The organism is Nocardiopsis sp. YSL2, from assembly GCF_030555055.1.
Classification (GTDB): domain Bacteria; phylum Actinomycetota; class Actinomycetes; order Streptosporangiales; family Streptosporangiaceae; genus Nocardiopsis.
In genome coordinates this window covers 4,969,336-4,994,132 of record NZ_JAMOAO010000001.1, presented here as the reverse complement: position 1 = coordinate 4,994,132, position 24,797 = coordinate 4,969,336, and the positions used below count along the sequence as shown (strand labels likewise).

The 24,797-nt window shown below is 72.7% G+C and carries 21 protein-coding genes; 9 read left to right on the top strand and 12 right to left on the bottom strand.

Annotated features, from left to right (window positions below; genetic code table 11):
- Positions 1-374: 374 nt before the first annotated feature.
- From M1P99_RS22040 to M1P99_RS22030, 3 genes are all read right to left on the bottom strand, one after another.
- Positions 375-1,574, bottom strand: a complete 1,200-nt coding sequence (locus M1P99_RS22040; RefSeq protein ID WP_304454484.1) for an amidohydrolase — start codon at positions 1,572-1,574, stop codon at positions 375-377.
- Positions 1,575-1,880: 306 nt separating this feature from the next.
- Positions 1,881-3,515 carry an RICIN domain-containing protein gene (locus M1P99_RS22035; RefSeq protein ID WP_304454483.1) on the bottom strand — a complete coding sequence of 545 codons (1,635 nt, stop codon included), beginning with the start codon at positions 3,513-3,515 and terminating at the stop codon, positions 1,881-1,883.
- Between the two features lie 212 nt (positions 3,516-3,727).
- Positions 3,728-4,123: a hypothetical protein gene (locus tag M1P99_RS22030; protein ID WP_304454482.1), complete on the bottom strand. Its 396-nt coding sequence runs from the start codon at positions 4,121-4,123 to the stop codon at positions 3,728-3,730.
- Positions 4,124-4,411: 288 nt separating this feature from the next.
- On the opposite strand from M1P99_RS22030, the gene M1P99_RS22025 reads away from it, so the two are divergent.
- A complete protein-coding gene (locus M1P99_RS22025) occupies positions 4,412-4,813 on the top strand; it encodes a DUF6416 domain-containing protein (protein ID WP_304454481.1) in 402 nt (133 codons plus the stop codon).
- A gap of 103 nt (positions 4,814-4,916) precedes the next feature.
- On the opposite strand, the gene M1P99_RS22020 is transcribed toward M1P99_RS22025, so the two are convergent.
- On the bottom strand, positions 4,917-5,666 hold the full coding sequence (locus M1P99_RS22020; RefSeq protein WP_304454480.1) for an NAD(P)-dependent oxidoreductase: 750 nt from the start codon (positions 5,664-5,666) through the stop codon (positions 4,917-4,919).
- A 108-nt stretch (positions 5,667-5,774) separates the two neighbouring features.
- On the opposite strand from M1P99_RS22020, the gene M1P99_RS22015 reads away from it, so the two are divergent.
- Positions 5,775-6,467, top strand: a complete 693-nt coding sequence (locus M1P99_RS22015; RefSeq protein WP_304454479.1) for a TetR/AcrR family transcriptional regulator — start codon at positions 5,775-5,777, stop codon at positions 6,465-6,467.
- A gap of 81 nt (positions 6,468-6,548) precedes the next feature.
- Here the strand turns inward: M1P99_RS22015 and M1P99_RS22010 are convergent, their stop codons facing one another.
- The 6 genes from M1P99_RS22010 to M1P99_RS21985 all read right to left on the bottom strand — a co-directional run bounded on the left by M1P99_RS22010 (position 6,549) and on the right by M1P99_RS21985 (position 14,223).
- Positions 6,549-7,826, bottom strand: a complete 1,278-nt coding sequence (locus M1P99_RS22010; RefSeq protein WP_304454478.1) for an ion channel protein — start codon at positions 7,824-7,826, stop codon at positions 6,549-6,551.
- Between the two features lie 181 nt (positions 7,827-8,007).
- Entirely contained in the window at positions 8,008-8,805 is a 798-nt protein-coding gene (gene thyX / locus M1P99_RS22005; RefSeq protein ID WP_304454477.1) for an FAD-dependent thymidylate synthase, read from the bottom strand.
- A 155-nt stretch (positions 8,806-8,960) separates the two neighbouring features.
- Positions 8,961-9,101 carry a GPGG-motif small membrane protein gene (locus M1P99_RS22000; protein ID WP_304454476.1) on the bottom strand — a complete coding sequence of 47 codons (141 nt, stop codon included), beginning with the start codon at positions 9,099-9,101 and terminating at the stop codon, positions 8,961-8,963.
- 119 nt (positions 9,102-9,220) lie between these two features.
- Positions 9,221-11,452 carry an anthranilate synthase component I gene (locus M1P99_RS21995; RefSeq protein ID WP_304454475.1) on the bottom strand — a complete coding sequence of 744 codons (2,232 nt, stop codon included), beginning with the start codon at positions 11,450-11,452 and terminating at the stop codon, positions 9,221-9,223.
- A 343-nt stretch (positions 11,453-11,795) separates the two neighbouring features.
- Complete coding sequence (locus M1P99_RS21990) at positions 11,796-12,563, bottom strand: response regulator (protein WP_304454474.1); 768 nt, start codon at positions 12,561-12,563, stop codon at positions 11,796-11,798.
- A 49-nt stretch (positions 12,564-12,612) separates the two neighbouring features.
- Positions 12,613-14,223, bottom strand: a complete 1,611-nt coding sequence (locus M1P99_RS21985; protein ID WP_304454473.1) for an ATP-binding protein — start codon at positions 14,221-14,223, stop codon at positions 12,613-12,615.
- Between the two features lie 169 nt (positions 14,224-14,392).
- On the opposite strand from M1P99_RS21985, the gene M1P99_RS21980 reads away from it, so the two are divergent.
- The 5 genes from M1P99_RS21980 (at position 14,393) to M1P99_RS21960 (ending at position 21,172) form a co-directional block, all read left to right on the top strand.
- Positions 14,393-15,448, top strand: a complete 1,056-nt coding sequence (locus tag M1P99_RS21980; protein WP_304454472.1) for a tripartite tricarboxylate transporter substrate binding protein — start codon at positions 14,393-14,395, stop codon at positions 15,446-15,448.
- The gene (locus tag M1P99_RS21975; RefSeq protein WP_304454471.1) at positions 15,445-16,071 is read left to right on the top strand and encodes a tripartite tricarboxylate transporter TctB family protein; all 627 of its coding nucleotides are present in this window, start codon (positions 15,445-15,447) and stop codon (positions 16,069-16,071) included. Before M1P99_RS21980 ends, M1P99_RS21975 begins: the two co-directional genes overlap by 4 nt.
- Positions 16,072-16,094: 23 nt before the next feature.
- Positions 16,095-17,714 (top strand): tripartite tricarboxylate transporter permease, encoded by a 1,620-nt coding sequence (locus M1P99_RS21970; RefSeq protein WP_304454470.1) that lies wholly within the window; start codon positions 16,095-16,097, stop codon positions 17,712-17,714.
- Between the two features lie 27 nt (positions 17,715-17,741).
- Positions 17,742-18,749, top strand: a complete 1,008-nt coding sequence (locus M1P99_RS21965; RefSeq protein WP_304454469.1) for a tripartite tricarboxylate transporter substrate binding protein — start codon at positions 17,742-17,744, stop codon at positions 18,747-18,749.
- 146 nt (positions 18,750-18,895) lie between these two features.
- Complete coding sequence (locus tag M1P99_RS21960) at positions 18,896-21,172, top strand: ATP-binding domain-containing protein (RefSeq protein WP_304454468.1); 2,277 nt, start codon at positions 18,896-18,898, stop codon at positions 21,170-21,172.
- Positions 21,173-21,237: 65 nt separating this feature from the next.
- On the opposite strand, the gene M1P99_RS21955 is transcribed toward M1P99_RS21960, so the two are convergent.
- On the bottom strand, positions 21,238-22,725 hold the full coding sequence (locus M1P99_RS21955; RefSeq protein WP_304454467.1) for a DUF4241 domain-containing protein: 1,488 nt from the start codon (positions 22,723-22,725) through the stop codon (positions 21,238-21,240).
- 331 nt (positions 22,726-23,056) lie between these two features.
- On the opposite strand from M1P99_RS21955, the gene M1P99_RS21950 reads away from it, so the two are divergent.
- Positions 23,057-23,392 (top strand): hypothetical protein, encoded by a 336-nt coding sequence (locus tag M1P99_RS21950; RefSeq protein ID WP_304454466.1) that lies wholly within the window; start codon positions 23,057-23,059, stop codon positions 23,390-23,392.
- A 454-nt stretch (positions 23,393-23,846) separates the two neighbouring features.
- On the opposite strand, the gene M1P99_RS21945 is transcribed toward M1P99_RS21950, so the two are convergent.
- Positions 23,847-24,308: a hypothetical protein gene (locus M1P99_RS21945; protein ID WP_304454465.1), complete on the bottom strand. Its 462-nt coding sequence runs from the start codon at positions 24,306-24,308 to the stop codon at positions 23,847-23,849.
- 123 nt (positions 24,309-24,431) lie between these two features.
- Here M1P99_RS21945 and M1P99_RS21940 point away from each other — a divergent pair, with 123 nt between their 5' ends.
- Positions 24,432-24,656 (top strand): DUF397 domain-containing protein, encoded by a 225-nt coding sequence (locus M1P99_RS21940; protein ID WP_304454464.1) that lies wholly within the window; start codon positions 24,432-24,434, stop codon positions 24,654-24,656.
- The last annotated feature ends 141 nt before the right edge of the window (positions 24,657-24,797 follow it).

Sequence of the window (24,797 nt, the reverse complement as noted above, 5' to 3'; positions counted from 1 at the left end):
TGACCTCCCTGTCCGTCTGCTCCGTCCGGTGGGACGGGCGCTCCCACTGCGCCGTACGCGTGGGGCACTACCCGGCTCGGCCGGGCAGGACAGGTCTTCTGTGCGGAGATGACACAACGTGAGCCACATGTTTGCCCCGCTTCGGCTCCCAGTGGTCCACACGTTGCCCCGGTTGACGTCGCACTGGACATGGACTCCCTCGCCGCCGGTACCGGCACCCCGTGGTTCGACTACGCTATGCGCGCGCTTTGCCACGAAGGGAAGCGAACACCGGCCGTTGCGCCCGCACCCCGCTCCCGCCGGTGGCCCCCGCCCCGGCCGCGGCACCGACCGGACGGGCCGGGGCTCGGGGAGGACCGGTGGGCCGCGGTGCCTCAGGCGCCGTGCGCCTCCACCATCGCGCCGTCCCGGGCCACCACGCGCCCGGCGCGCACCACGGCCCAGCGATCGGGGACGTCCACCACGATCTGGGGCAGGCACTCCCCCTCGACCAGGAGGAAGTCGGCGGGCGCGCCCCGCGTGAAGTCGGCCCGGGGCAGGCCCAGGAGGTCGGCTCCGGCGTGGGCGGCGGTGAAGTAGGCCGCCGACAGGTCCTCGTCCAGCCGCGCGCGGCGGCACCGGGCGAGCAGGTGCGCCCTGTGGAGCATGTCCGCGTTGCCGAAGGGGCTCCAGGAGTCGCGCACGCCGTCGGAGCCCAGCCCGATCCGCACGCCCCGTTCGAGGAGCACGCCGGTCGGCAGGACGCTCTGCGGGCTCGGGGCGACCGTGGTGAGCCCGACCCCGGCGTCGGCGAGGTCGTCGGCCAGGCGTCGCAGCGTCTCACCGGTGTCCTCGGGGACGCGGAAGGCATGGCTGACGGTGACCCTGCCCCCCATGTCCAGGGCCCGCGTGCGCTCGATGACGCCGCGGATCGCGGCGAGGCCGGGCTCGCCCCTGTCGTGCAGGTGGATGTCGACGCCGAGACCGTGCAGGTCGGCGATACCGAACACCAGGTCGAGCTGGCCCTGGGGATCACCGTCGAAGGTTCCGGGGTCGATGCCGCCCACCAGGTCGACGGCGCCGGTCCGGGCCGCCTCGTCCAACAGGGCCTCAGTGCCCGGTGCCCGGCGCACCCCGTGCTGGGGGAAGGCCACGATCTGCACGTCCAGCGCGTGCGCCAGGCGTGCGCGCACCTCGCCGAGCGCCGCCACCCCGTCCAGGCCGAAGGCGGGGGCCACGTCGGCGTGCGCGCGCATCGCGCGGGTGCCCTGGGCCACGGCGTGCGCCATCAGCCTCCCGGCGCGTTCCTCGATGGGACTGGCCAGGGTGCGGTACAGATCGGCGTCCTGGTCGGCGAGGTCGGCGATGCCCTGGGCCGGCCGCCGCGCGACCCAGGGTTCGCCCCAGGTGGTCTTGTCGGGGTGGATGTGGGCGTCCACCAGCGTCGGCAGCGCGATCCGGCCGCCACAGTCCACCACGTGCGCCTCGCCCACAGGTGTCTGCGCGATCCTGCCGTCCACGACCACCAGGTCGACGGGGGCGCCGCCCATGGGCCGGACGTCGCGGTAGACCGTCGTGCGGTACTGCAGGGACATGGTGGGCCTCTCCACGGGACGACGGTGCTTCCACATCGTGATCGATGACGTTCGCGATACGGCAGCATCCTAGGGCGGGACCGGGCCCGTTGTCCGTGCGGTCCGGCACGAGCCGGCACACTCCCCGGCCGCGCCCATGGAAGGAGGACGCCTGACGTTCCACGGCTCTGGACACGCCGAACGCCCGCCCCCACCGGAGGCGCGCCGGGTCCACGGCGGCGCGCTCGCGGCGCTCGTCCCCGGGAAGGCGGGCGGCCGGGGCCCGGACGGACCGGGCCCCGGCTCACCGACCCCGGGTGGCGGGCGTCAGCAGGTGTTGTCCTGGCTGTTGTTCCAGGTGATGCCGCGGACCACGGTGTTCACGGCGCACGGGTTCTCGTTGATGGCGGTGTCGGTCAGGTTCAGGTTCTCGAAGGTGATGTCGGAGGTGTTGGCGAACTCCGAGCGGGCGGCGATCCGGATGGTGCCCGGACCGGAGACCGATCCGCCCTGGCTGGCGACGGTCACGTTGTGGCAGTTCTCGATGAGCATGGCGTTGTTGCCGGTGTCGGCGATGTCGACGCGCTCGATCACCGCGCCGCCGCTCTCGGAGACGCAGAAGATCCCCCGGCCGCCGCCGCGCGCGCGGACCTCTCCCACGCGGATGTTGGTGTCGTAGCCGCCGTTCAGGCGTCCGTTGCGGTTGGCCATCCGGAAGGCCGCGTAGCCGGTCCCGGTTCCGGCGCCCTCGGCGTCGACCCGGCCGACGGTGGCGTTGACGGTGTCGTTGAGCAGCAGACCGGAGTAGGCGGTGTCGCGCGCCGTCACCGTTCCGATGGTGAGGCCGTCGACGCCGTAGGTCTCCACACCGTGGTTGCCGGTGCCCGAGACGTAGACGTCGTCGATGCTGATGTTCCGGGCCTCACGGACCGCGTCGTTGTCGCGGCTGTCGATGCGCATGCCCAGGCCGCCCGACAGGCGCAGGTCGACCTGCCCGAAGGACACGTCCTGCGACGTGCGCACGTACACCCCGAAGTACGGGTTGCCCGTCACGGACAGGTGGGGGACCGAGACGTCCTCGGCGTGCCGGATCCGCACCGCGGCGTTGTTGCCGCTGGGCGTACCGGTCACGTCGATGGTGCCGCACACCTCCAACGAGGTGTGGCTGGGCAGGTCCAACGAAGCGTTGGCGGGCATCGACCCGGAACCGCGCACGACCACGCGTTCCTGTGAGGAGCGCCCCGGGGTGAGGCCGTCGACGGCCGCGCGCATGGCGGCCAGCATGTCGCCGCCGGTGTAGAGGGTGTCGGAGCCGCGGCGCGCGGTCCAGGTGGAACCGTTCTGGACGGCCTCGGCGGTGGGTGTGCCCGCGCCGCAGTCGTCACTGGATCCGCCGTCGACCTCGACCAGCGTCCACACCTGCGCGGCGCCGCCGTGGTGCTCGTACTGGGACAGCCGTGCGCCGGCCTCGGTGCTCCAGTCCCAGACCTCCAGGGCCTTGCCGCTGTTGCGGTTGACGAACGAGACGCCGCCGGCGGTGTCGACGGGCAGCCACTGCTGGTTCGCGTTGCCGAGGTCGGTGTACTGGCGGATCTCGGCGCCGTCCTCGGTGGAGCGCTCCCACACGTCGATGGCCTTGCCGCTGTTGCGGTTGACGATCCGGTAGTAGCCGTCACCGGCGGGAACGAACCGGAACTGCTGCCAGGGGCGGTCGGTGCGGTCCCACTGGACGATTTCGGCGCCGTCCTCGGTGGAACCGCCGGTGACGTCCGCGACCAGACCGCTGTGGTGGTTGCGCAGGACGTAGTAGGCGCCGGTGTCGATGTCGGCGGCCTGGGCCGGACCGGCCGTGAGGCTGGTCAGCCCGACGCCGAGCAGGAGGGCGACGGCCGCGGAGAGCGCCCGGCGCAGGAGGGGTCGGGATCGGGGGGATGGAGGTGGGGGTGGGGGGTTGGAACGCACTGTGGCTCCTCGCGTTCGGTCTCCGGGCGGCGGTCGCCCGGAGGGGTGGTGGTGCGCCACGACGGGTCCCCGTCCCTGACGGGTCGTGCCTGGACGGGACGGGCGTCGTCAGGGCGTTCAGCAGGAGTTGTCCTGGCCGTCGTCCCAGGTGATGCCGCGTAGGACGGTGTTCACGGCGCACGGGTTCTCGTTGAAGGCCGTGTCGGACAGCGTCAGGTCCTCGAAGGTGGTGTCGGAGGTGTGGGCGAACTCCGACCGGGCGTCCGGACGTAGACCCCGAAGTACGGGCTGCCCGTCACGGACAGGTGGGGGACCGAGACGTCCTCGGCGTGCCGGATCCGCACCGCGGCGTTGTTGCCGCTGGGCGTACCCGTGACGTCGATGGTGCCGCACACCTCCAACGAGGTGTGGCTGGGCAGGTCCACCGAGGCGTCGGCGGGCACGCAGCCGGACCCCCGGACCACGACGCGTTCCTGCGAGCCGCGTCCGGGGTCGAGGCTGTCGACGGCCGCTCGCATCGCGGCGAGCATGTCGCCGCCCTCGTAGACGACGTCGCGGCCGTTGCGGCAGGTCCAACCGGAGCCGTCCTGGAGGGCCTCGGCGTGCAAGTCGCCGTCGCCGCAGGCGGCGGCCGCGAGGGTGCGGCGCGGAGGCCGGTGTCGTGACGTGCGGATGTCATACGTGCTCCTTCGTGCCTGCCCTGGAGCGGCGGGGCCCCAGGGATGGACGACGGGCAGCGGGAGCGCTCACCATGCCCGTGGGGTTTGGGAACCTAGCATGGAAAGCGTATTCCCGATACGGGGGCAACACATGACCGCAACGCCTGCGACACAAGGGATCCGTGGTCGACCGGCGATCGGCCGCACCGCCCGATCGCCTGTTGGAACGGAGTCCGCATGACCCCTCTGAGCGACGACAGCCCGCTCTGGGACCCCGGCCATGCCTCGGCCGGCGATCCGGCGCGCTTCGACGGCCACGACGTGACCGTTGACGACGCGACCTCGGTGACCGAGATCCTGGAGGCCGTCGCACCGGGCGCGCCCGCGCTGGTGCTGATCGACCATCTGGCCGCCCACCCGGGTCACCGGATCTCCGCGGACGCGATCACCACGGCGTTCCCCCACACGTTCACGAACCGGCACTCGCTCGCCGGCTCGACGAGTCGGATCAACGCGCTCTGCGCCGACCGCGGGTTCCGGCCGCTGTTCTACTGGTGGAAGGGCTCGAAGGCTGAGCCGTCCACCTACGCCATGAAGCCCTCCGTCGCCGCGGTGGTGCGCTCGGCCCGACGGGCGTGACGGCCCGCGGGCGCCCGGCGGCGTCGCGGAGACCACCCGGCCGACCGGGCGCCACCTGCCCGAGCACCCCGGTCGGGCGGGTGCGGTGGTACGGGCGCAGTGACTACTCGCGCCCCCGCTGCGCCGACGCCTGGGCGTGCGCTCGGGCCGAGGGCGTCTGCCGGCCGACGATCGCCGGGGCCTCGTGGACCAGGTCGTCGTCGGTGATCGCCTCCACCATGAACAGGGCGAAGTCGGTCCGCCGGGTGATGTTGCTCGCCAGCGCCGGGTCGCCGACGTGGCGGCGCCACACCGGAAGCCCCTGGCTCTCGCCCTCCTCCAGGTCGCTGCCGCGCACGACCGTCCACCGGGTGTCGCTGGCGTAGATCCTGCGGCACGCCCGCACCTGGTCGTCGACGTCGATGACGCGTGCCAGCCGGGCCAGCACGGTCGTGACCCGCAGGACCACACGGAACCAGAACGAGTACACGTCGTTCTCGTCACGGGGCACGTGCCAACCGCAGGAGAACACCAGCCGCGCCCCCTCCGGTGCCAGGTGGAGCACCGCCCGCGCGGTTCCGCTCGAGTACCCCCGCACACCCCAGGGCACGAGGACCGTGAGCACGGCGTCGCATCCCTCGACCGCCCGGGCGATGACGTCCCGGTCGTCGGTCGGCCCCGGAACCACGGTGATGCGGTCCCCGAACTCGGCCAGCTTGCCGACGCTCTGCTCCCGGCACACGCCCACGACCTCGTAGTCGCGGTCCAGGGCGTGTCGCACCATGTACCGCCCGAGCTTGCCCGAGGCTCCCACGACGCAGACCCTCTTCCGGGGGCCGCCGTCGGCACCGTCCCGTTCCCGTCGCCCGTCCATGTCCACTCCTCCCGTTCACCTTACACCTGTAAGGCTGTACTGGGAGGCTATCCTTACACCCGTAAGGCCGTCAAGGGCGAACACTGGAGCAGAACACGGAGACCACAAGTGACAGCGACCCCCAGGCGGCGACAGGCGTCCCGCCCCTCACTGAGCCGCGAGCGCGTCCTCGAAGGCGCGGTCCGCGTCGCCGACGAACGCGGGGTGGCCTCGGTGAGTATGCGGAAAGTGGCCGAAGAGCTCGGGGTGGAGGCGATGTCGCTCTACCACCACGTGGCCAACAAGGACGAGATCCTGGACGGGATCGTCGACCGGGTCTTCGCCGAGATCGAGCTGCCCCGGGACGAGACCGACTGGAAGGCCGCGATGCGCCGGCGCGCGTCGTCCGCCCGTGCGGCCCTGCTGCGCCACACGTGGGCGCTGGGCCTGATGGACTCCCGGCGCACCCCCGGTCCGGCGACGCTCACGCACCACGACTGGATGATCGGCCGCCTGCGCGGAGCGGGCTTCTCCCTCGCGGGGACGGCCCAGGCCGTGTCGACGCTGGACGGCTACGTGTACGGGTTCGTCCTCCAGGAGTCGAACCTGCCCTTCCGCACCCCCGAGGAGTTGAAGGACGTGGCGGCCGCCATGGTCGACGCGTTCCCCGCCGAGGGCTACCCCCACCTGACGGAGATGATCCAGGCGCACGCCCTGAGCCCCGGCTACGCCTACGCCGACGAGTTCCTGCCCGGCCTGGACCTGATCCTGGACGGCCTCGAAACACTCCGCGACGCTCCGGACGAGCCCCGCCGTCCCTGACAGGACGGTCCGCCCCTGATCGGCTCCCCTCGCGACCCGCGGTCCCCGGCGAGGACCGCGGTCACGGCCCACGCCCCGGCGTCAGTCGCGCTCGGAGTCCGGCGCCGCACTCACCACCATCTCAGGACGCCCGCTGACCAGCAGCCAGGCCGGAAGCACCACCAGGCACAGCACCGGCAGCAGGCCCAGGTCGGGGACCACGGTCACCGCGACGAACAGGCTCAGCCATCCCTGCCGGGTGACCGCGGTGAGGATCCCCAGCAGCGCGCACGCCACCGCCAGCGACACCGGCACCGCGGGAACCAGCTTCGCGACCAGGAGCCCCAACGCCACCCCGGCGAACACGGCCGGGAAGATCCGGCCCCCGCGGAACCCGCAGGAGGCCGCGGTGAGCAGGGCCGCCATCCGGAACACGATGATCACCGCCAGCGCCGCCACACCGACGTCGGCGCTCCGCTCGACCAGTGCGCCCATCTGTTCCAGGCCCTTGAACATGGTCAGCGGCCCGCCGATCGCACCCAGCAGTCCCAGGACCAGACCGCCCGTGCCGATCATCAGCACCGGGTGGCGCAGCCGCTGGAACCAGCCGTGCACGAGTGGGAAGGCGTAGACCAGCGCCAGTCCGAGGACGCCCCCCACCAGGGCGACGACCGACCCGGTCAGCACGTCCCCCACACTCGGGCCGGGGTAGGCGGGCAGGGGCAGGGACAGGCTGTGCGCCCCGAACACGTGCGCGGTCACCGCCCCGGCCCCGGCGGCGATCAGGGGGAGCACCAACCGGTCCCACAGCGGCTCCTCCCGGTCGCCCGCGGCGGCCTCGGTCAACAGCAGCGCGGCGGCCACCGGGGTGGAGAACAGCGCCCCGATGGTGGCCGCGGTGGCCAGCCCGACCCAGACCCGCGCGGGCGCGGCGGGGACCAGTCGGCGGCCCGCCCAGTGGGCGAGGGTGACGGTGGCCCCGATCACGGGGTTCTCCGGTCCCAGGCTGACCCCGCAGGCCAGGGCGAGAACGACCGCGGCCAGCAGGCCGGGCAGGGCCCGTGGCTCCAGCGGCTCTTCGACCAGCTCCACGGTGGCCGGGTCCGGTCCTGCGTGGCCGGGCGCCTTCCACACGATCAGCCCGACGGCCAGCCCGGCCAGGGTGAGCACACCGACCGTCCACAGCGCGCCTCCACCGTCGACGCCGAGGGTGCCGGGCAGCGTGGTCCACACCCATCCCTGGATGAAGGCGGCGGCGACGTCGACGGCCACCAGGACCAGAGCCGAACCGACTCCGACCAGCAGCGCGGGGATCATGAGGGGCGCGAGCCTGCGCGCGATCGGGACCGGGTCGCCCTCCGCCCCTCGTTCCGCACCCACGTGTGTGCTCCCTCCGCCTCGACGCACGCCGTAGGGCCATCGTGGCGGCGGCGGGCCCGCCCCTCCCCGACGACACGGCAGTCGGCGGGCAAAGAAGAGGAGTCGTGCGTGCCGCGCGCGGACAGGGCCGCCCGCCCGGAGCGCGGCTCCGGGCGGGCGGCCCGAGGTGGGTGGGGCGGTGTCAGACCTTGCGGTACTGCGGGACCCAGGCGCCGTCCTCGACGACGTAGTCGCCGAACAGGGCCGGGGCCTCCTCCTTGAGTGCCTCGCCGATGCGGTGGAAGAGCAGACGGATCTCCTCCTCCGCACCCGGCGCGGTGCGGGCCTCCAGGGTGTGCCGCAGGGTGCGCACGTTGGCGGTCCACACCAGGCCGGTGGCCACGCCCTCGGGGGCGAAGCGGCGCATGAACGACGTCTTGTGCTTCTTCTCGGCGAACTTCACGCCGTCGTCGTCCAGGCCGAAGTGGTCGGCCATCCAGAGCTGGAACTCCTCCATCTGCTGGAGCATCGCGGTGGCGCGCTCCATCAGCTCGGGGTCCTCCTCCGCCCAGTCCGGGAACCAGAACGGCAGGTCGCTCAGGCGCACGAAGCGCAGTGACTCCTGTGAGACGGCCACGCCGGGCCGGTGCCGGATGAGTTCGTGGGTCAGGACGCGCGAGACGTTGTGCAGCACGAAGCTGAAGCTGATGTGCTCCAGGACGGAGCCGTGCAGGCTGGCCAGGATGTTGCCGAGGTAGGCGTCCTGGTCCTTGCGCACCCGCGTGACGTTCGGGTTCAGGCCGGGCTCCCAGGAGCGGTAGCACAGCCGCCCGGCGAACTCGGCGAGGTTCTGCGCGTCGTTGAGGTGGGCGTCCAGGTCACCGCGGTCGAACCGCTCCAGCCACGCCTGCCCGCCGACCTCCTTGAGGTAGTCGGCGATCACGTCGTAGTCCACCTGCGGACGCGCTACCAGACGTACCTGCGGCTCGACCTTCTTCACAGCACCCTCTCCTCGTGGCTCCCCGCCCCACGGCACACGTCAGTGCCGTGACCTGGGAGGTCCCGGTAACAGGTGCGCACGTGGGGCTGGGCCGATTGGCCTTCCACGAGGGTACACGGCGCCGGAGGGCGCCCGAGGGCACCTGAGGCCGTACGTCAGAAGCCGAACCACCCGCCAGGGGCGAGGATGAGTCCGACGACGATCGCGACGATGCCCCAGAGCATCTGCCCGCGCAGGATGCCCAGAACGCCGCCGACGATGAGAATGAGTCCGAGAATCAGTAGCAAAGTACCCATACTCCACCACTGTCCGGTCACAACTTGGTCAAACCCCGATCCGGTGACGTTTCGGGACCGAATTTTGAGGTAACGGCCCGTGCGCGGCGCGGGATCGCCGCGCACGGGCCGGTGCCGGGTCAGGCGCGCGCGGGCACGGCCGCGCGCCGGGCCGCCTCCAGGACGCGGGCGACGATGCCCTCGCCCACGGGCGCGGTGAGGATGGACTCGGGGTGGAACTGCACGCCGAACCAGCACGCGGACGGGTCCTCGATCGCCATCACCACCGGCTCCTCCTCGTCCAGCACGGCGGTCACCTCGAAGTTCTTGACCAGGTCGGGGAGCGTGTACGTGGAGTGGTACCGCGCGGCCGGGAACCGGCCGTCCTCGCCCAGTCCCGTCAGCAGGTGCCCGCCCAGGACCCTCACGCGTCCGGGCTTGCCGTGCACGGGCTCCGCCAGCGTGCGCAGCTCGCCGCCGGAGTGCTCCACCATGGCCTGCAGGCCCAGGCACACGCCGAACACCGGCAGGCGGCGGGCGGCGAGCTGGTCCAGCAGAGCGGACATGCCGAAGTCCACCGGCAGGCCCGGTCCGGGCGAGAGCACGACCAGGTCCGGGGCCAGGCGGTCCAGCAGGGAGGCGTCGAAACCGTAGCGGACGGTGGTGACCTCCGCGCCGTGCCGGCGCACGTAGTCGGCGAGGGTGTTGACGAAGGAGTCCTCGTGGTCCACGAGCAGCACCTTCAGGCCCGTGCCGGGCAGCGCCGCCGCGGGCGCCGAATCGGCGGCCGGCTCCTCCCCCCTTTCGGCGGCCCGGTCGTCCTCCTCCCCCTGGGCGAGCGTCTCCAGCAGGGCACGGGCCTTGAGGAAGGTCTCCTTCTCCTCGGCCTCGGGGTCGGAGTCGTAGAGCAGGGTCGCGCCGACCCGCACCGCGGCCACCCCGTTCTGGATGTGCGCGGTGCGCAGGGTCAGGCCGGTGTTCATCGAGCCGTCGAAGTTGATCACGCCCACGGCGCCGCCGTACCAGCGGCGGGGGCTGGTCTCGTGCTGCTCGATGAACCGCATCGCCCAGGTCTTGGGGGCTCCGGTGACGGTGACCGCCCACATGTGGCTCAGGAAGGCGTCCAGGGCGTCGAAGTCGCGGCGCAGGGTCCCCTCGATGTGGTCGACGGTGTGGATCAGGCGCGAGTACATCTCGATCTGGCGGCGCCCGATCACCCGGACGCTGCCCGGCTCGCACACCCGCGACTTGTCGTTGCGGTCCACGTCCGTGCACATGGTGAGCTCGGACTTCTCCTTGACCGAGGAGAGCAGCTCCTGGATGTTCTCGGCGTCGCCGAGCGCGTCCTCGCCCCGGCGGATGGTGCCCGAGATCGGGCAGGTCTCCACGCGCTGCCCGGTGCCGGGCTCGCCGCTGACCCGCACGAACATCTCCGGTGAGGCACCGACGAGGTACTCTCCCTCGCCGAGGTTGAAGAAGAACTCGTAGGGGGCGGGGTTGCGCTCGCGCAGGCGCTCGTAGAAGCGTGCGGGCGAGGAGCAGCGGGCGTAGGTGCGGTGGCCGGGGACGACCTCGAACAGGTCGCCCCGGCGGAACTTCTCCTTGGCGTCGGCGACGATGCGCGCGTAGGAACCCGGCTCGGGCCCCTCGGGCACGTGCGCGGCGACGACCGGCGGGGTGGGATCGGTCTCGCGGGCCAAACCCTCGGTGGCGGCCTCGGCGTGCCCGTCGCCGCCGGGAACGGTGAACTCGTAGGTGTAGCGCACGCAGGTCTCGCGCTTGCGGTCGCGGACCACGAGGGCGTCGGGCAGGTGCAGGACGAGGTCGCGGTCGTCGGGGTCGCGGTCGATGTGCCGCTCGATCGGCTCGAACTGGAAGGCCAGGTCGTAGCCGAACGCCCCGTACAGGCCGAGGTTGGTGTCCTCGGGGCTGCGCAGGGCCGCCACGACGGCGCGGATCCCGGTGAAGACGCTGGGACGGCGGCTGCGCTCCTCCTCTGTGAAGAACGCACCGGGGTCGGGCTCGGGCACGGTGACGGCGACGTGGCCGGGGCCCCGGTCGGCGTCGCTTCCCACGCCCTCCAGCGCCCGGGCCAGGACGGGGAGCAGGACGCGGCCGCGTGCGTTGAGGGCGGTGGCGGTGATCCGGCGCCCGCGGGTACTGAGCTCCAGACACGGGTCGACGTACCCCAGGTGCCAGCGGTCGTAGCGGCCCGGGTACTCCATACCGGAGGAGAGCACGCCGCCGCGGCGGTGCTCGACGGACGCGACGAGGTCGGTGAGGACCTCCGGGTCGCAGGGGGTGGAACTGCGGCGGACGGTCACGCCGCCCGCGGTGCGGTACGTGATGGTCTGAACGTCGCTGGGGTTCACGGCCGGTCCTTTGGCGCTGTGGTCGGTCGGGTCGGGTCACGCCGGCCGGGGCCGTGAGAAAACAAAACGACCGCCGGTCCGGGGCGGTCGCTGCTCTCGGGTACTACGAACCTGCGCCGCCTAGGAGCGGCGCCACCACTGGGCCTGGGTGGTCGGTTCGGTTCGCATGGGCCCGAGTGTAGCGGGTGCGGCGGACCGTGGCCACCGCCACACCCGGTTCCACCCCGCTCACGCCCGCCTCACCCGCTCACTCCCGCCTCGCAGGCTCGCCCCGCCTCACCCGCTGGCCCGCAGGAGCGGGTTCGTCGCCTCCTCGGGCGTCCCCTTCCGGTCGGGGGCCGGATCAGACCGGCGGACCCGACCAGCGGTATCGGCGCTCGGGACGGCCGGCCGTGCCGTAGCGCAGCCGGACCTCGACGCGGCCGGAATCGGCGAAGTACTCCAGGTAGCGCCGGGCGCTGACCCGGGAGATGCCGGTGGCGGCCGCGCACTCGGTCGCCGACAGGTCCTCGCCTCCCTCTCCCCCGCCCCGGGCCGCGTGCTCGCGCAGCGCCCGCTCCACGAGCTCCGCGGTCGGGCTGGTGAGCCCCTTGGGCATCGCCTTGGCGGGCCGCACGACCGGCCGGGCCGCGCCGAAGGCCCGGTCCACGGCGTCCTGGTCGGCGGCCCCCTCCGTCTCCAGGTCGCGGCGCAGCCGCGCGTAGTCGCGCAGCCGCTCGGTCAGCACGGCCGGCTCGAAGGGCTTGATCAGGTACTGCACCGCCCCGCCGCGCAGCGCCTGACGGACCGTCCCGCTGTCCCGGGCCGCCGTGATGACCAGCGCGTCCACCTCCGGCAGGTCCTCGCCGCCCCCGGGCGCGCGCAGGGCCCGCAGCACCTCGATGCCGTTCATGTCGGGCAGGTAGATGTCGAGCAGGACCAGGTCCGGGCGCAGCCGCGCGATCATCTCCAGGGCCTCGGCCCCGGTCCTGGCCTCACCGACGACGGTGAAGCCGGGGACGCGCTCCACCAGGCCGCGGTGGACCCGCGCGACCATGAAGTCGTCGTCGACGATGAGGGTTCTGACCTGCGCCGCCGGTGCCTGGTCCGCGGTCGCCTCTGGCGCGTTCAACGTGTACCTCCGGTGTGGTGCGGTCCCGGTCGGCCCGGGGTGGTCGGCATCAGTGCTCCCCCTCGGACCCGGGCGGGGTCTCGTGCAGGACGGCGGTGAACTGCGAGCCCGTGACGGTCGCCGTCCCGCCGCGCCGCGCGCAGACCAGGCCGACGATGGCCAGTCCCAGGCCGCGCTTGCGCCCGGCTCCGCCCTTGGTCGTGTAGCCGTGCTGGAACACCTCGCCGGCGAGTTCGGTGGGCACGCCGGGGCCGGAGTCGGTGACGGCCACCCGGACCGGGTCGCCTCCGCCGCCGACGACCTCCACCTCCACCCAGGGGCGCTCGGCGCCTCCGGCGGTCGGGGCGACGGCGTCCAGGGCGTTGTCGACCAGGTTGGCCACGACCGTGACCAGGTCGTCGGACAGCTCCTCCGACACCGGTTCCAGCCGGGTCCCCGGGGAGACCCGCAGCCGGGTGCGCTGCTCGTCGGCCAGGCTGGTCTTGGCGATGAGCAGCGCGGCCAGGGAGGGGTCGTTGACCCGGCCGGTGACGTCGGCGCTGAGCTGGGCACGGGCACCGCCGACCTGGCTGACGTACTTGGCGGCCTCCCCGTACTCCCGCAGCTCCAGCAGCCCGGAGATGACGTGCAGCCGGTTGCTGAACTCGTGGGCCTGGGCGCGCAGGGTCTCGGTGGTGGTCTGGCTCGTGTCCAGTTCGTGCTGGAGTTCGACCAGGTCGGTGCGGTCGCGCATGGTGGTCACCGATCCCGCGGGGCGCCCGTCGGTGACCAGGGGCATGCGGTTCAGGGCCACCAGCCGGTCCCCCAGGGCGACGACCGTGTCGCGTCCCTGGACCCGGCCCAGCAGGACGTCCTCCAGTTCACCGCCCACCCCCAGCTCGGCGAGGCTGGAGCCGACACAGTCGGGGGGCAGGCCGAGCAGGCGGACGGCGGCGTCGTTGGCCAGGGTGACGCGGTGCTCGGCGTCCAGTCCCAGGACGCCCTCCTTGATGCCGTGCAGCATCGCCTCGCGGTGTTCCACGAGGCGGGCGATCTGGTCGGGTTCCAGGCCCAGGGTCTGGCGTTTGACGCGGCGCGACAGCAGCAGGGATCCGGCCACGCCGAGCACGCTGGCGATGCCCAGGTACACCAGCAGGTTGGGGGTGGCCAGGACCAGGAGTTCGCCGGCCCCGGGGTAGTCCACGCCCGCCAGGACGACGCCGAGGATGGTTCCGCCGTCCCCGATGACCGGGACGGCCGCCGCCACGGCGCGGTTTCCCTCGATCTCGGTCACACCGGTCCAGGCACGGCCCCCGAGCGCCGAGGTGATGCCGGGCTCGCTCCGGGGCCCGCCGTCGCCGGGCCCGGGGTCCAGGGTCAGGGCCTCGCCCCCGCTGTCGTGGATGACCAGGTGGTCGGCGCTGGAGAGCACGCGCACGCTCTCGGCCGTCGGCGCCAGGACCTCCATCCTCCCGTCGGCCTCCAGGCCGGCGCGGACGATGTCGCGCGCGGCGGTGCTCTCGGCGACCGAGAGCATACGGCGGCTCTCGGTCTGGCGCAGGCGGGCGTCGGACTGGGCCAGGGACACCGCGGCGACCATGACCAGCACGATCACGACGATGCCGAGCTGCAGTGCGAGGAACTGCCCGGCCAGTGTCGTTCGCGGCGCCCCGAACCTCATCGGTCGACCGCCGTCGGCGCCCCTGTGATCACAACGACCACAACGTTCCTTACGACCATTGCCCGCACAAACGACACAACACTTTTCACCCGTGTTTCCCTCTGCTTGCCTGTGCGTTGCCTCACACGCCAACCGGAACATACCCGGCCGCATCCCCTACGGAGAAATCATGCTCCGCATCACGAAGTCGCACGTCAGTCCCAGTGTCCCCGGATCGGGCACGTCCCGCCGATCCCTGATGGTCCGCGCGGCCGCCGTCGGCGCCGCCCTGCCGCTCGTGCTCGCCGCCTGCGGCGGCACCGATGAGGGCGCCGTCGCCGAGGACGGTACCTGGTCGCCGACCCAGGCCATCGAGATCACCGCTCCGGCCGCCACCGGCGGCGGATGGGACACGCTCGCCCGCACCAGCGCCCGCCTGCTGGAGGAGGAAGAGCTGGTGGACGATTCCGTCCAGGTGGTCAACAAGCCCGGTGCGGGCGGCGCGATCGGTTGGGGCTACATCGCCAACAACGCCGGGGACCCGCACAAGCTGTTCGTGACGAGCCCGCCCATCCTGCTGGTGCCGATGGCCGGGGACTCCGACTACGACCACCAGGACTTCACCCCGATCGCCCGCCTGGCGACCGACTACATGGTCTACCTCGTGCCCGCCGACTCCGACGTCGAGACCTTCGACGACCTGGCCGCCCAGGCCGGGTCCGGCGACTTCAGCGTCGGCGGCGGATCGGGGCCGGGCAGCATGGACCACGTCGCCCTGGCCGGTGCCCTGGAGGCCGCCGGAGCCGACGCGACCCGGGCCAACTACATCCCCTTCGACGGCGGCGGCGAGGCCCTGACCTCACTCCTGGGCGGTCACGTGGACGCGGCCGTGGTGGGCGTCGGCGAGGCACTGGGCATGCTGGAGTCCGGCGACGTGCGCGCGGTGGGCGTCTCCTCGGAGGAGCGCGTCGACGCCGTCGCGGACGTGCCGACGCTGGTCGAGCAGGACGTCGACTTCACCTTCGACATCTGGCGCGGCGTCATGGCCCCGTCGGACCTGAACGAGGCCCAGGTCGCCTACTACGAGACCCTGTTCGCCGACCTGATGGAGACCGAGGCCTGGCAGACCGAGTCCGCCCGCCTGGGCTGGACGGACGCCTACCAGGACAGCGAGGAGTTCGGCGCGTTCCTGGACGACACGCGCGACGAGTTCGCCCAGATCCTGACCGAGGTCGGTCTCCAGTGAGTGAGAACACCACCGCGCGCCGCGGCGGCGCGCCCGCGGAGGGGGCGGCCCGGAGCCGCCCCCGGAGGGCCTGGACGCCGCGCACACCGATCCTGCCCGAGCGGGCGTTCCGGTTCTCGCCGCGCACGCTCGGTGTCGCGGTCGCCCTGTTCGCGATCGGCTACCTCGCACTGGCCTTCCAGATGCCCGACTACACGGCGGTGAGCGTCCCGGTCCAGCCCTCCACCCTGCCGCGCTGGCTGGGCGTGGCACTGCTGGTCCTGGCGGTCCTGCTGTTCCTCCAGCGCCGACCGGAGGAGGAGGGCGCGCCGGCGACGGCGGAGACATCGGACGAGCCCGCGGAAGGGGCGCCGGAGGGCGGTGAGCCCCGGCTGGGCCGCCTCGACGACCCCCGGCTGGAGATCGGCCTGTTCGTCGGCGCCCTGGTCGCCTACATCGCCGTCTTCGAGCTCCTGGGCTTCATCCTGTCCACCGCCCTGTACCTGGGATCGATGACCTGGTACCTCGGCTACCGCCGACACCTGGTCAACGCCGTGGTCGCCCTCACCCTGCCGATCGCGTTCTACGCGGGAATGACGTGGGGCCTGGACGTGACGCTGCCGAGCGGCCCGCTTCCCTTCTGACCTGAGACCAAGGAAACCCTCTCATGGGCATGCTCGACCAACTCATGTACGGCTTCGGCATCGCGCTGACGCCGGAGAACCTGCTCTACGTCTTCATCGGCGTGCTGGCCGGAACGATCATCGGCATGCTGCCCGGCCTGGGGCCGATGAGCGCGATCGCGCTGATGATCCCCATCGCCTACGGCATGGACCCCACGTCGGCGATCATCATGCTGGCGGGGGTGTACTACGGGGCGATCTTCGGCGGATCGACCTCGTCCATCCTGCTCAACGCCCCGGGCGTGGCCGGGACGGTCGCCACCTCCTTCGACGGCTACCCGATGGCCCTCAAGGGCCAGGCGGGCAAGGCCCTGGCGATCGCGGCCATCTGCTCGTTCGTCGGCGGCACCATCAGCGTCGTGGGGCTGATGGCGATCGCTCCGAGCCTGGCCTCGTTCGCCGTCAGCTTCGGCCCGGTGGAGTACTTCGCGCTGATGGTGCTGGGGCTGACCGCGGTGGTGTCCCTGGGCGGGCGCAACCTGGTCAAGGGACTGATCGCGGCCGTGGTCGGGGTGATGATCGCCCTGGTGGGCATCGACTCGCAGACGGCGATCGTCCGCTTCACGTTCGACCTGCCCGAGCTGTACGAGGGCGTGGAGTTCCTCATCGTCGCGCTGGGCGTGTTCGCGCTGGCCGAGGTGCTGGTCATGCTCAACCAGCGCGGCAAGGGCGGTGTGCGCAAGGGCGTGACCTCGCTGCGGCTGTCCCGCCGCGAGCTGGGCCGGATCACCCCGCCCGCGCTGCGCTCGTCGGTGCTGGGCTTCTTCACCGGTGTCCTGCCGGGTGCGGGGGCCACGGTCGCCTCCTTCCTGTCGTACTCGATGGAGAAGAAGATCGCCCGGGACGGCGACACGTTCGGGCAGGGCAACCCGAAGGGAGTGGCCGCGCCGGAGGCGGCCAACAACGCGGCGGCCGTGGGATCGTTCGTCCCGCTGATGACCCTGGGCGTACCGGGCTCGGGCACGACGGCGATCCTGCTGGGCGCGCTGATGGTGCTCGGTGTGCAGCCGGGCCCGATGATGCTGTCGGAGAACCCGGACATGTTCTGGGGCGTGGTCGCCTCGATGTACATCGGCAGTGTGGTGCTGCTCATCCTCAACCTGCCGCTCATCCCGTTGTTCGCCAAGGTGCTCAACACACCCAGGACGATGCTGATCCCGCTGGTCGTCGTATTCTGCGTGGTAGGCGTCTACGGGCTGAGCTTCAGCGTGTTCGACCTGGGCCTGCTGGCCGCGTTCGGCGCGATCGGGTTCCTGATGCGCCGCAACGACTTCCCGGCCGCGCCGCTGATCCTGGGTCTGATCCTGGGCGGGCTGATGGAGACGAACATGCGGCGGGCGCTGCAGATCTCCAACGGCGAGTGGTCGGTGTTCCTCACCGAGCCGATCTCGGCGGGGCTGCTGGCGGTGGCCGTGCTGTCGATGCTCCCGGCCCTGGTGCGCGTCCTGCGTCGGCGGCGCACGCGGGTCGGACCGGCCGCCGGGGCGGACTCGGGGACCGGGTCAGAGAGCGGTTCCCAGGGGGAGCCGCAGGACAGGGCCGGGTCCGCGACGGCGCCCGGATCCGGGCCCGGCTCCGATGGCCGGGTTCCGCCGCGGGACTGACCACGACGACAGGAAGTGACGGGCGGGGTGGACGAGCGCAGGGGGACGGCGGGTCGGCGCGGGCCGAGCCGCCGCGCCGTCCTGTCCGCCGGAGGGGCCGCCGGACTGGCGCTGCCGCTGGCGGGCTGCCAGGAGCCGGGGCGCCAGGACACGCTGCGGATCATGGTGCCGACCCCGCCCGGCGGCGGGTTCGACCACACCGCCCGGACCCTGGCGTCCGTGATCGAGGAGATCGGCGCGGTCTCCGACATCACCGTCTTCAACCTGGCGGGTAGCACGGGGACCGCCGCGCTGGCCCGGCTGGTCTACGAGCAGGGGTCGGCGGACCTGCTGCTGCAGATGGGGCTGGGCCTGGTGGCCAACACCCACGTCGACACCGCCGCGGACTCGGTCACCGAGGCCACCCCCGTGGCCCGCCTGATCGAGGAGCCCGAGGCGCTGATGGTCCCGGCCGACTCCGAGTACGCCTCCATCGACGACCTGGTGAGCGCCTGGCGGTCGGACCCGGGAGCGATACGGATCGGCGGCGGCTCGACCCCCGCGGGCCCCGACCACCTGGTGACCATGCTGCTCGCGGAGGAACTGGGCATCGACCCGGCCGCCGTGGTCTACCGCTCCTATGACGGCGGCGGCCCGATGCAGGCCGCCCTGATGGGCCACGCGCTCGACTTCGCCGCGGCGGGCCCCAGTGAGCAGCGCGCGGCGATCGACTCGGGCCAGCTGCGGGTCCTGGCGGTGACGGGGGCCGAAGCGGATCCGGGGATGGACGCCCCGACACTGCTGGAGGCCGGGATCGACCTGGAGTTCATGAACTGGCGCGGGCTGCTGGCCCCGCCCGGACTGGGCGAGGACGATCTCACGTGGCTGCTGGATCTCGTGGAGCGGGTGCACGCGTCACCGGAGTGGGAGGAGCGCCTGGCGCGCAACAGGTGGACCGACGCCTATCTGGCCGGGGAGGAGTTCGCCGTGTTCCTCGCGCAGGAGGATGAGCGCACCGGGCGGACGCTGGAGCGGATCGGCCTGGCCGACGGATGATCCGCGGTCGCCGCGGTGCCGGTCCGGCCGGCGGTGACCGCCTCGCCGAGGCCCCGTGGGATCGCGTCCCGGCGGGTGGTAAGCTCAGGCACTCAGCACAGTTCTTCAGTGCACCCACAGCTTACTGCGGCAAGGATATCACCTTGATGGAGAGTCGTCAACCGGGGTCACCCTCACCGGAACAGGAGGCCCTCGCCTACGAGCAGACGAGGGTCAGCGCGATGTACGCGCGCCTGGACGAACTGCGGGAGTACACCGCCGACCAGCTCGCCGCCGCGCACCTGCAGGACCGCGGCGGATTCGCCGCCCTGGTGGAACGCGAGGCGCGCTCCTACGAGCAGGCCCGGCGGCGGGCCCGGCTCGGCGCGGTCGAGGAGGGGCTGTGCTTCGGCCGCGTCGACCTCGCCGCAGAGCCGGAGACGCTCTACGTCGGTCGGATCGGACTCCGCGACGCCGAGCACGAGACCATCCTCGTCGACTGGCGGGCCCCGGCCGCCCGCCCGTTCTACGCCGCCACCCCGAGTGACGCCGCCGGCCTCGCCCGCCGACGCCACCTGCGCGTACGCCACCGACGCGTCATCGGCCTGGACGACGAGGTGTTCGACCCCGACGGCCTGACCGAGAGCGACCGGCACCAGCTGGTCGGCGAGGCCGCGCTGCTCGCCTCGCTGCGCCGCGGCCGGACCGGTCGGATGGCCGACATCGTGGCCACCATCCAGGCCGAGCAGGACCGCGTCATCCGTGCACGGCTGGCCGGGGTGCTCGTCGTCCAGGGCGGGCCGGGCACCGGCAAGACCGTGGCCGCCCTGCACCGCGCCGCCTACCTGCTCTACACCCACCGCCACGTCCTGGAGCGCCGCGGCGTCCTCGTGGTCGGACCCAACCCGGCGTTCCTGCGCTACGTCGGCGATGTGCTCCCCTCCCTCGGGGAGACCGACGTGGTGATGCGCACCGTGGGCGAACTCTTCCCCGGCGTGGAGGCCCGCGACCACGACCCGCACGCCGTCGCACGCGTCAAGGGCTCCCCGCGCATGGCCGACCTCGTGCGCGCCGCCGTCCTGGACCGCCAGCGCACGCCGCTGGAGGCGTTCGGCGACGACGAGCTGCGGGTACGCACCGACGCGGGCGTCCTCGCCGTTCCCGCCGAGACCGCCGCACAGGTGATCGCGACCGCGCGGGGCCTGCGCCTGCCGCACAACGCGGCGCGCAAGTACGCCGTCACCACCCTGCTCCGCGAGCTGGCGCGGGCGGAGTCCGTCCTGCTCGGACGACCCGCTGAGGAGGAGGACCTGCCCTTCATCGGCGAGCGGCTCTGGTTCGTGGACGCGGTCCGCGCGGCCGTCGACGCCCTGTGGCCCCCGCTGACACCCGAGCACCTGCTGTCGGAGCTGTTCGCCGACGCCGAGGCGCTCGACCGCGTGGGCGCCCGGGCCGGCCTGTCCGAGGACGAGCGCCGGGCACTGGCGCGCGCGGCCGACGCCCCGTGGACGGTCGAGGACGTGCCCCTGCTGGACGAGACCGCCGACATCCTGGGCTACGACGACAGCGCCGAACGGGCCCGGGAGCGCCGCCGCGCGGCGCGGGAGGCGGAGGAGGAGCGCTACGCCCAGGGGGTGCTGGAGTTCACCGGGGCCGACGATCCCCTGCTGGACGCCCGGGTCCTGGCCGAGCGCCACCGCGACACCGGACCCGAGCTCACCACAGCCGAACGCGCGGGCCAGGACCGGGAGTGGACCTACGGCCACGTCATCGTGGACGAGGCGCAGGAGCTGTCACCGATGGCCTGGCGCGCGGTGATGCGCCGGGTGCCGACCCGTTCCCTGACGGTGGTGGGCGACGTCGCCCAGACCGGCAGCGCCGCGGGCGCCCGATCGTGGCTCGACGCGCTGGAGCCCTTCGTGGGAGCGAACCTGCACGTGGAGCGGCTACGGGTCAACTACCGCACACCCGCGCCGATCATGCTCGCGGCCGCGGACGTGCTGCGTGCGGCGGCCCCGGACGAGGAGGTGCCCGAGTCGGTGCGCGAGGAGGGCGACCCGCCCCGCGCCGTGCGCCTGACCGGACCGCTGGCCGCGTCGCTGCCCGCGGTGGTGGCCGAGGAGCTGGGGGCGATCGGGGAGGGCCGGGTCGCGGTGATCACGGCCGACCGGGACGTGGCGGCCGTGGCGGCCGCCCTTCCCGACGCGGGGCGGCCCTACGGCGGGGGACCCGGGCGCGACACCCTGGAGAACCCCGTCGTCGTGGTGACCGCGACCGAGTCCAAGGGGCTGGAGTTCGACTCCGTGGTGGTCGTGGAGCCGGACCACGTGTGGGAGCAGCCGCGCGGCGCCAACGACCTCTACGTCGCCGTCACCCGCGCCACCCGCCGACTGACCGTGGCCCACACCCGCGACCTGCCCGGGGTGCTGGACCGGCTGGTCTGACGCCCGGCCCCGGTCCGCTACCGGCCCCGGGCCCGGGCCCGGGGCCGCCCGCGCGGGAACGCGGATCAGTACTGGGCGGGCCGGTCGACCGCCAGGGTGTCGACGAGCAGGGCCGCGACCCGGCCGTCGGCGGCCCTGCCCAGCCACGCCGGGCAGGAGCTCACGCCGTCACCGATGAAGGCCGTCACCAGGTTCCCGCCGGTGACGGGCTCGCTCAGGGTCCTGGTCCACGGGCCGGAGTCACGGGACCGCTCCCCGGGCGCGGCGAACCGGGCGGGGCCGGGGTCGCTCGTGTGGACGACGCCGTGCGCCAGGCGCAACAGCACGTACATCGCCGGCCGGAAATCCAGTTCCTGATCCAGGGAGGGACTGATCGCCTCCGCGAAGGCCTGCCCGGTCACGGTGCCGGGAGCGTCCAGGAAGGCCTGGGCGGCCTCCCGCAGTTCCCGCTCCCGGTCGGCCAGCGCCTCCCGTTCCCGCTGCGTGTAGCCGATGACGAGGTCGGGGTGGTGGTCGGGGTCGGTCAGCAGCTCGGAGAGGTGTGGCATGCACGCCGCGTCGCCCACGCTGATGAGGCCGCTGTCGCGGTCCACGGCCGTCCCGTGGAACTGCCCCTCGCGCAGCTCGTCCAGGCTCTCGTCCGGGCGCAGCGCCATCTCCCACGCGTGGACGGGGACCCCCGCCAGGTCGGCGACGTCGATGCGCAGACCCGCCACCACGGCGAACTCCTCCCCGGGACCGGTCGAGCGCAGAACGGACACCCGCACGGGGTGCTCCCCCACCGGGAGCGGGACCGCCAGGGCCTGACTCGGCCCTGCGAACCCCAGCAGCACCCGCCCCGTGGGCAGGACGAGGGTCCCGGCGTCGTGCACCTCCACGGTGCCCGGTCGACGGTCGTGTGCGTCCCGGTAGCGCCGCCCAGGCTGGAAGAGCCCGTCGACACCGAGCGGGGCCAGCGGACCCGGCGGCGCCCAGGGGGCCCAGACCGGGTCGCGATCCGGTTCGACACCGGCGTCACGCAGTTCCACGCCAGCCTCGGACAGGCGGGGGTGCAGCGCCACGAGCGCCTCCCACCGGCCGAATCCGGGGAGGGAGCGGCTGGTGATGGCCGCCAGGTCCTCCTCCAGCCACTGGTGGGAGGAGGCGTACCCTCCGTTGACGAACTCGTCGCGGTAGACGGACCAGTTCCCGCCGAGCACCTCGACGCTCCGCAGGAGCGGGACCCGGCCCACGGCCGCGTCCGCGGAGTCGGGCGCGGCCCAGTGCCGGCTGTGGCTGAGCGCGAGCCCGCCGTCCTCCTCACGCGTGTAGCGGTGGTGGGTGCGCCGTCGGCCCTCGGCGTCGAACAGCCAGACCCCGCAGTGCCCGTGGGTCCAGGAGATCTCCAGCAGGACCAGCGGAGCGCCGTCCGCGTCCTCGACGAGCACGGCGTACTGCGCGCCGACGCTGTCGCGTTCACGCGCGGTGGCGGTGTCCAGCACGCCCACCGCGCGGCCCGGCTCGCTCTCCCACCCCTCGCAGTACACGACGTGACAGGGCTGCGGTGTGCTCATGCTGATTCCTCGGTTCGGGGGAAGTGTCGCCAGGAACCTACCGCCCCGGACCGACACCGGCCGCCGACCGCCCCGACCTCGCCTTTCCGTTCCTGGGAGCGAGAAGAGCCACCGAAGGCGGGGCAAGCCCTGGGACGGAGTGATATCTCACCCAGGCCCGGGAGGCGGCGGATCCCGCCCCGAACCCAGCGGTCTTCTGAACGGTGGTACGCCTTCCCGAGGCGCGGAAGTCGCCTGCGGAAAGCCAGGATCGGGGTCGGGATTTCGAATTCATGACAGATTCACGGCGGAAAGCTGCAGAATCGTCATAGAGAGGGTGCACAGTAGGAGAATGAAGCGCTGTGATTTCTGTGAACTCCCCATCGGCGAGGGCTGCGCCTGCGCGCTGCCCCGGGACTACATCGGTCCCAGTGGGACGGGGACTCCCTTCTCGACCGTGAGCCGGCACCCGTCCAGGGACGCGATCCTGATCTCCCTGCGGGGTGTGGCCCACCGTAACGGTTGCAGCCACCAGTCCGACTCGAAGGTCAGTGCGCCGCTCTGGGGCTGGATCGACGCCCCCGACCCGAAGGTGTGGCAACGCATCAGCACCACCTCGCCCCTCCAGGCCACCGCGGGCAACACCCAGCGGTCCGCCACCCGCCGCTGCCGGACCTGCGACCACTGAGGCTCGCCCGGCCGGACCGGCAGCGCCCCGGCGGGCCGATGCCCGTCGGCGCGAGAGCGCCCAACCCCAGGAGCGGCAGCCGCCTGGGGCAGGGACGCGGACCCGGCTGACGCACGCCCGCCGCACACGTAGGCCGCGGCACGCCCGGAATCCGACACGGAGACGGCGAGCCGCGGCGGCGATCTCCGCCATGCCCGCGAAACCGGGATCACGACGAAGCCGAGTTCGCGGTGCCCCCGACCGCCGCGCGTTTCAGGGATGCCCCGTGCCGCAGAACTCCCGCGCGCCCGACAGCGCGCGGGACCGCACCCTCAGGACGTTCACCGAGCAGTACGGGCTTGGCACGAGGCCGGCGCGTCGGCCGGTCGGCTGCACTTCGGGTCCACGGATCGTCCATTGACTGGCCCAGAGCCACGTCCTCGAGACCTTCCCCGCATCCCGCTTCGGTCGACGGTCACTTCGCGGGGCGGGCGGCCCTTCGGCCGACGACGACCATGACCGCCCCGGCGACGAGGCCGACCAGCCCGAGCGCGGCTCCACCGATCACCCCGACGATGCGCCGGTTGTACGTGGCGTCCATCGTTCCGGCACGCGCCACACCGTGGCTGATGTCGGATGGCTCCCCGCAGACCACGGTGTGGGTCCCGGGCTCGGACGTGTCCAGCGGACGCGAGAACATCCAGAGCTCATCGGTCTCGTACACGATTCCCGTGATGACGTTGTCGACGCGCTCCCCGGAGGGACCGTAGTGCAAGCAGGAGAAGGTGTCGTGGTCGGTGCTCCAGAGCTCCCACTCCTCCTGCTCATCCTCGGCGACCTCGAAGGTCATGGATCCGCCGCCGTCGGTCTGCGCGACGAAGTCGGGCACACGGAAGGGCGCCGTCAGACCCCACACGGCCATCAGTACGCCGGCCACCAGCGACGATGGTCAGTGCTCCGATACGGGCCCAGGGTCGTGGAGTACGCCCCGGGGCTCCGGATGCGGGGGCAAGGTGGTGTGAGTCAGGGGAAACCATGGACCAGAGAGTGCCACAACTCGATGACACAACGTCATTCGACCCCCACGCCTGCGTGCGGCGAGCAGAGGAAGACCCGTCACCCGGGCGCCGACACCCCCGTCGCCGCGGTCAGCGTCCCCTCCCTCGCTGAGGTCGCCGACCTGCCCTGCGGCGCGGCCGACCAAGACCCGAAGAACCCCGATGGGGACCACCTGCCCGTCCCCTCCACCGCGTGGGACGCCTTCCTCACCGCCGCCCGTTCCTGAACCGCGACGACCGTGCTCCCCACGTCACCCTCCATGCGCGAAGGTGGCCGTGGGACACGGTCATCACTGCGATCAACGGCCGGACAACCGCCCCAGGTCAGGCCCGTTGCGCGCCCAGCGACCACACACCGTGACCGGGTC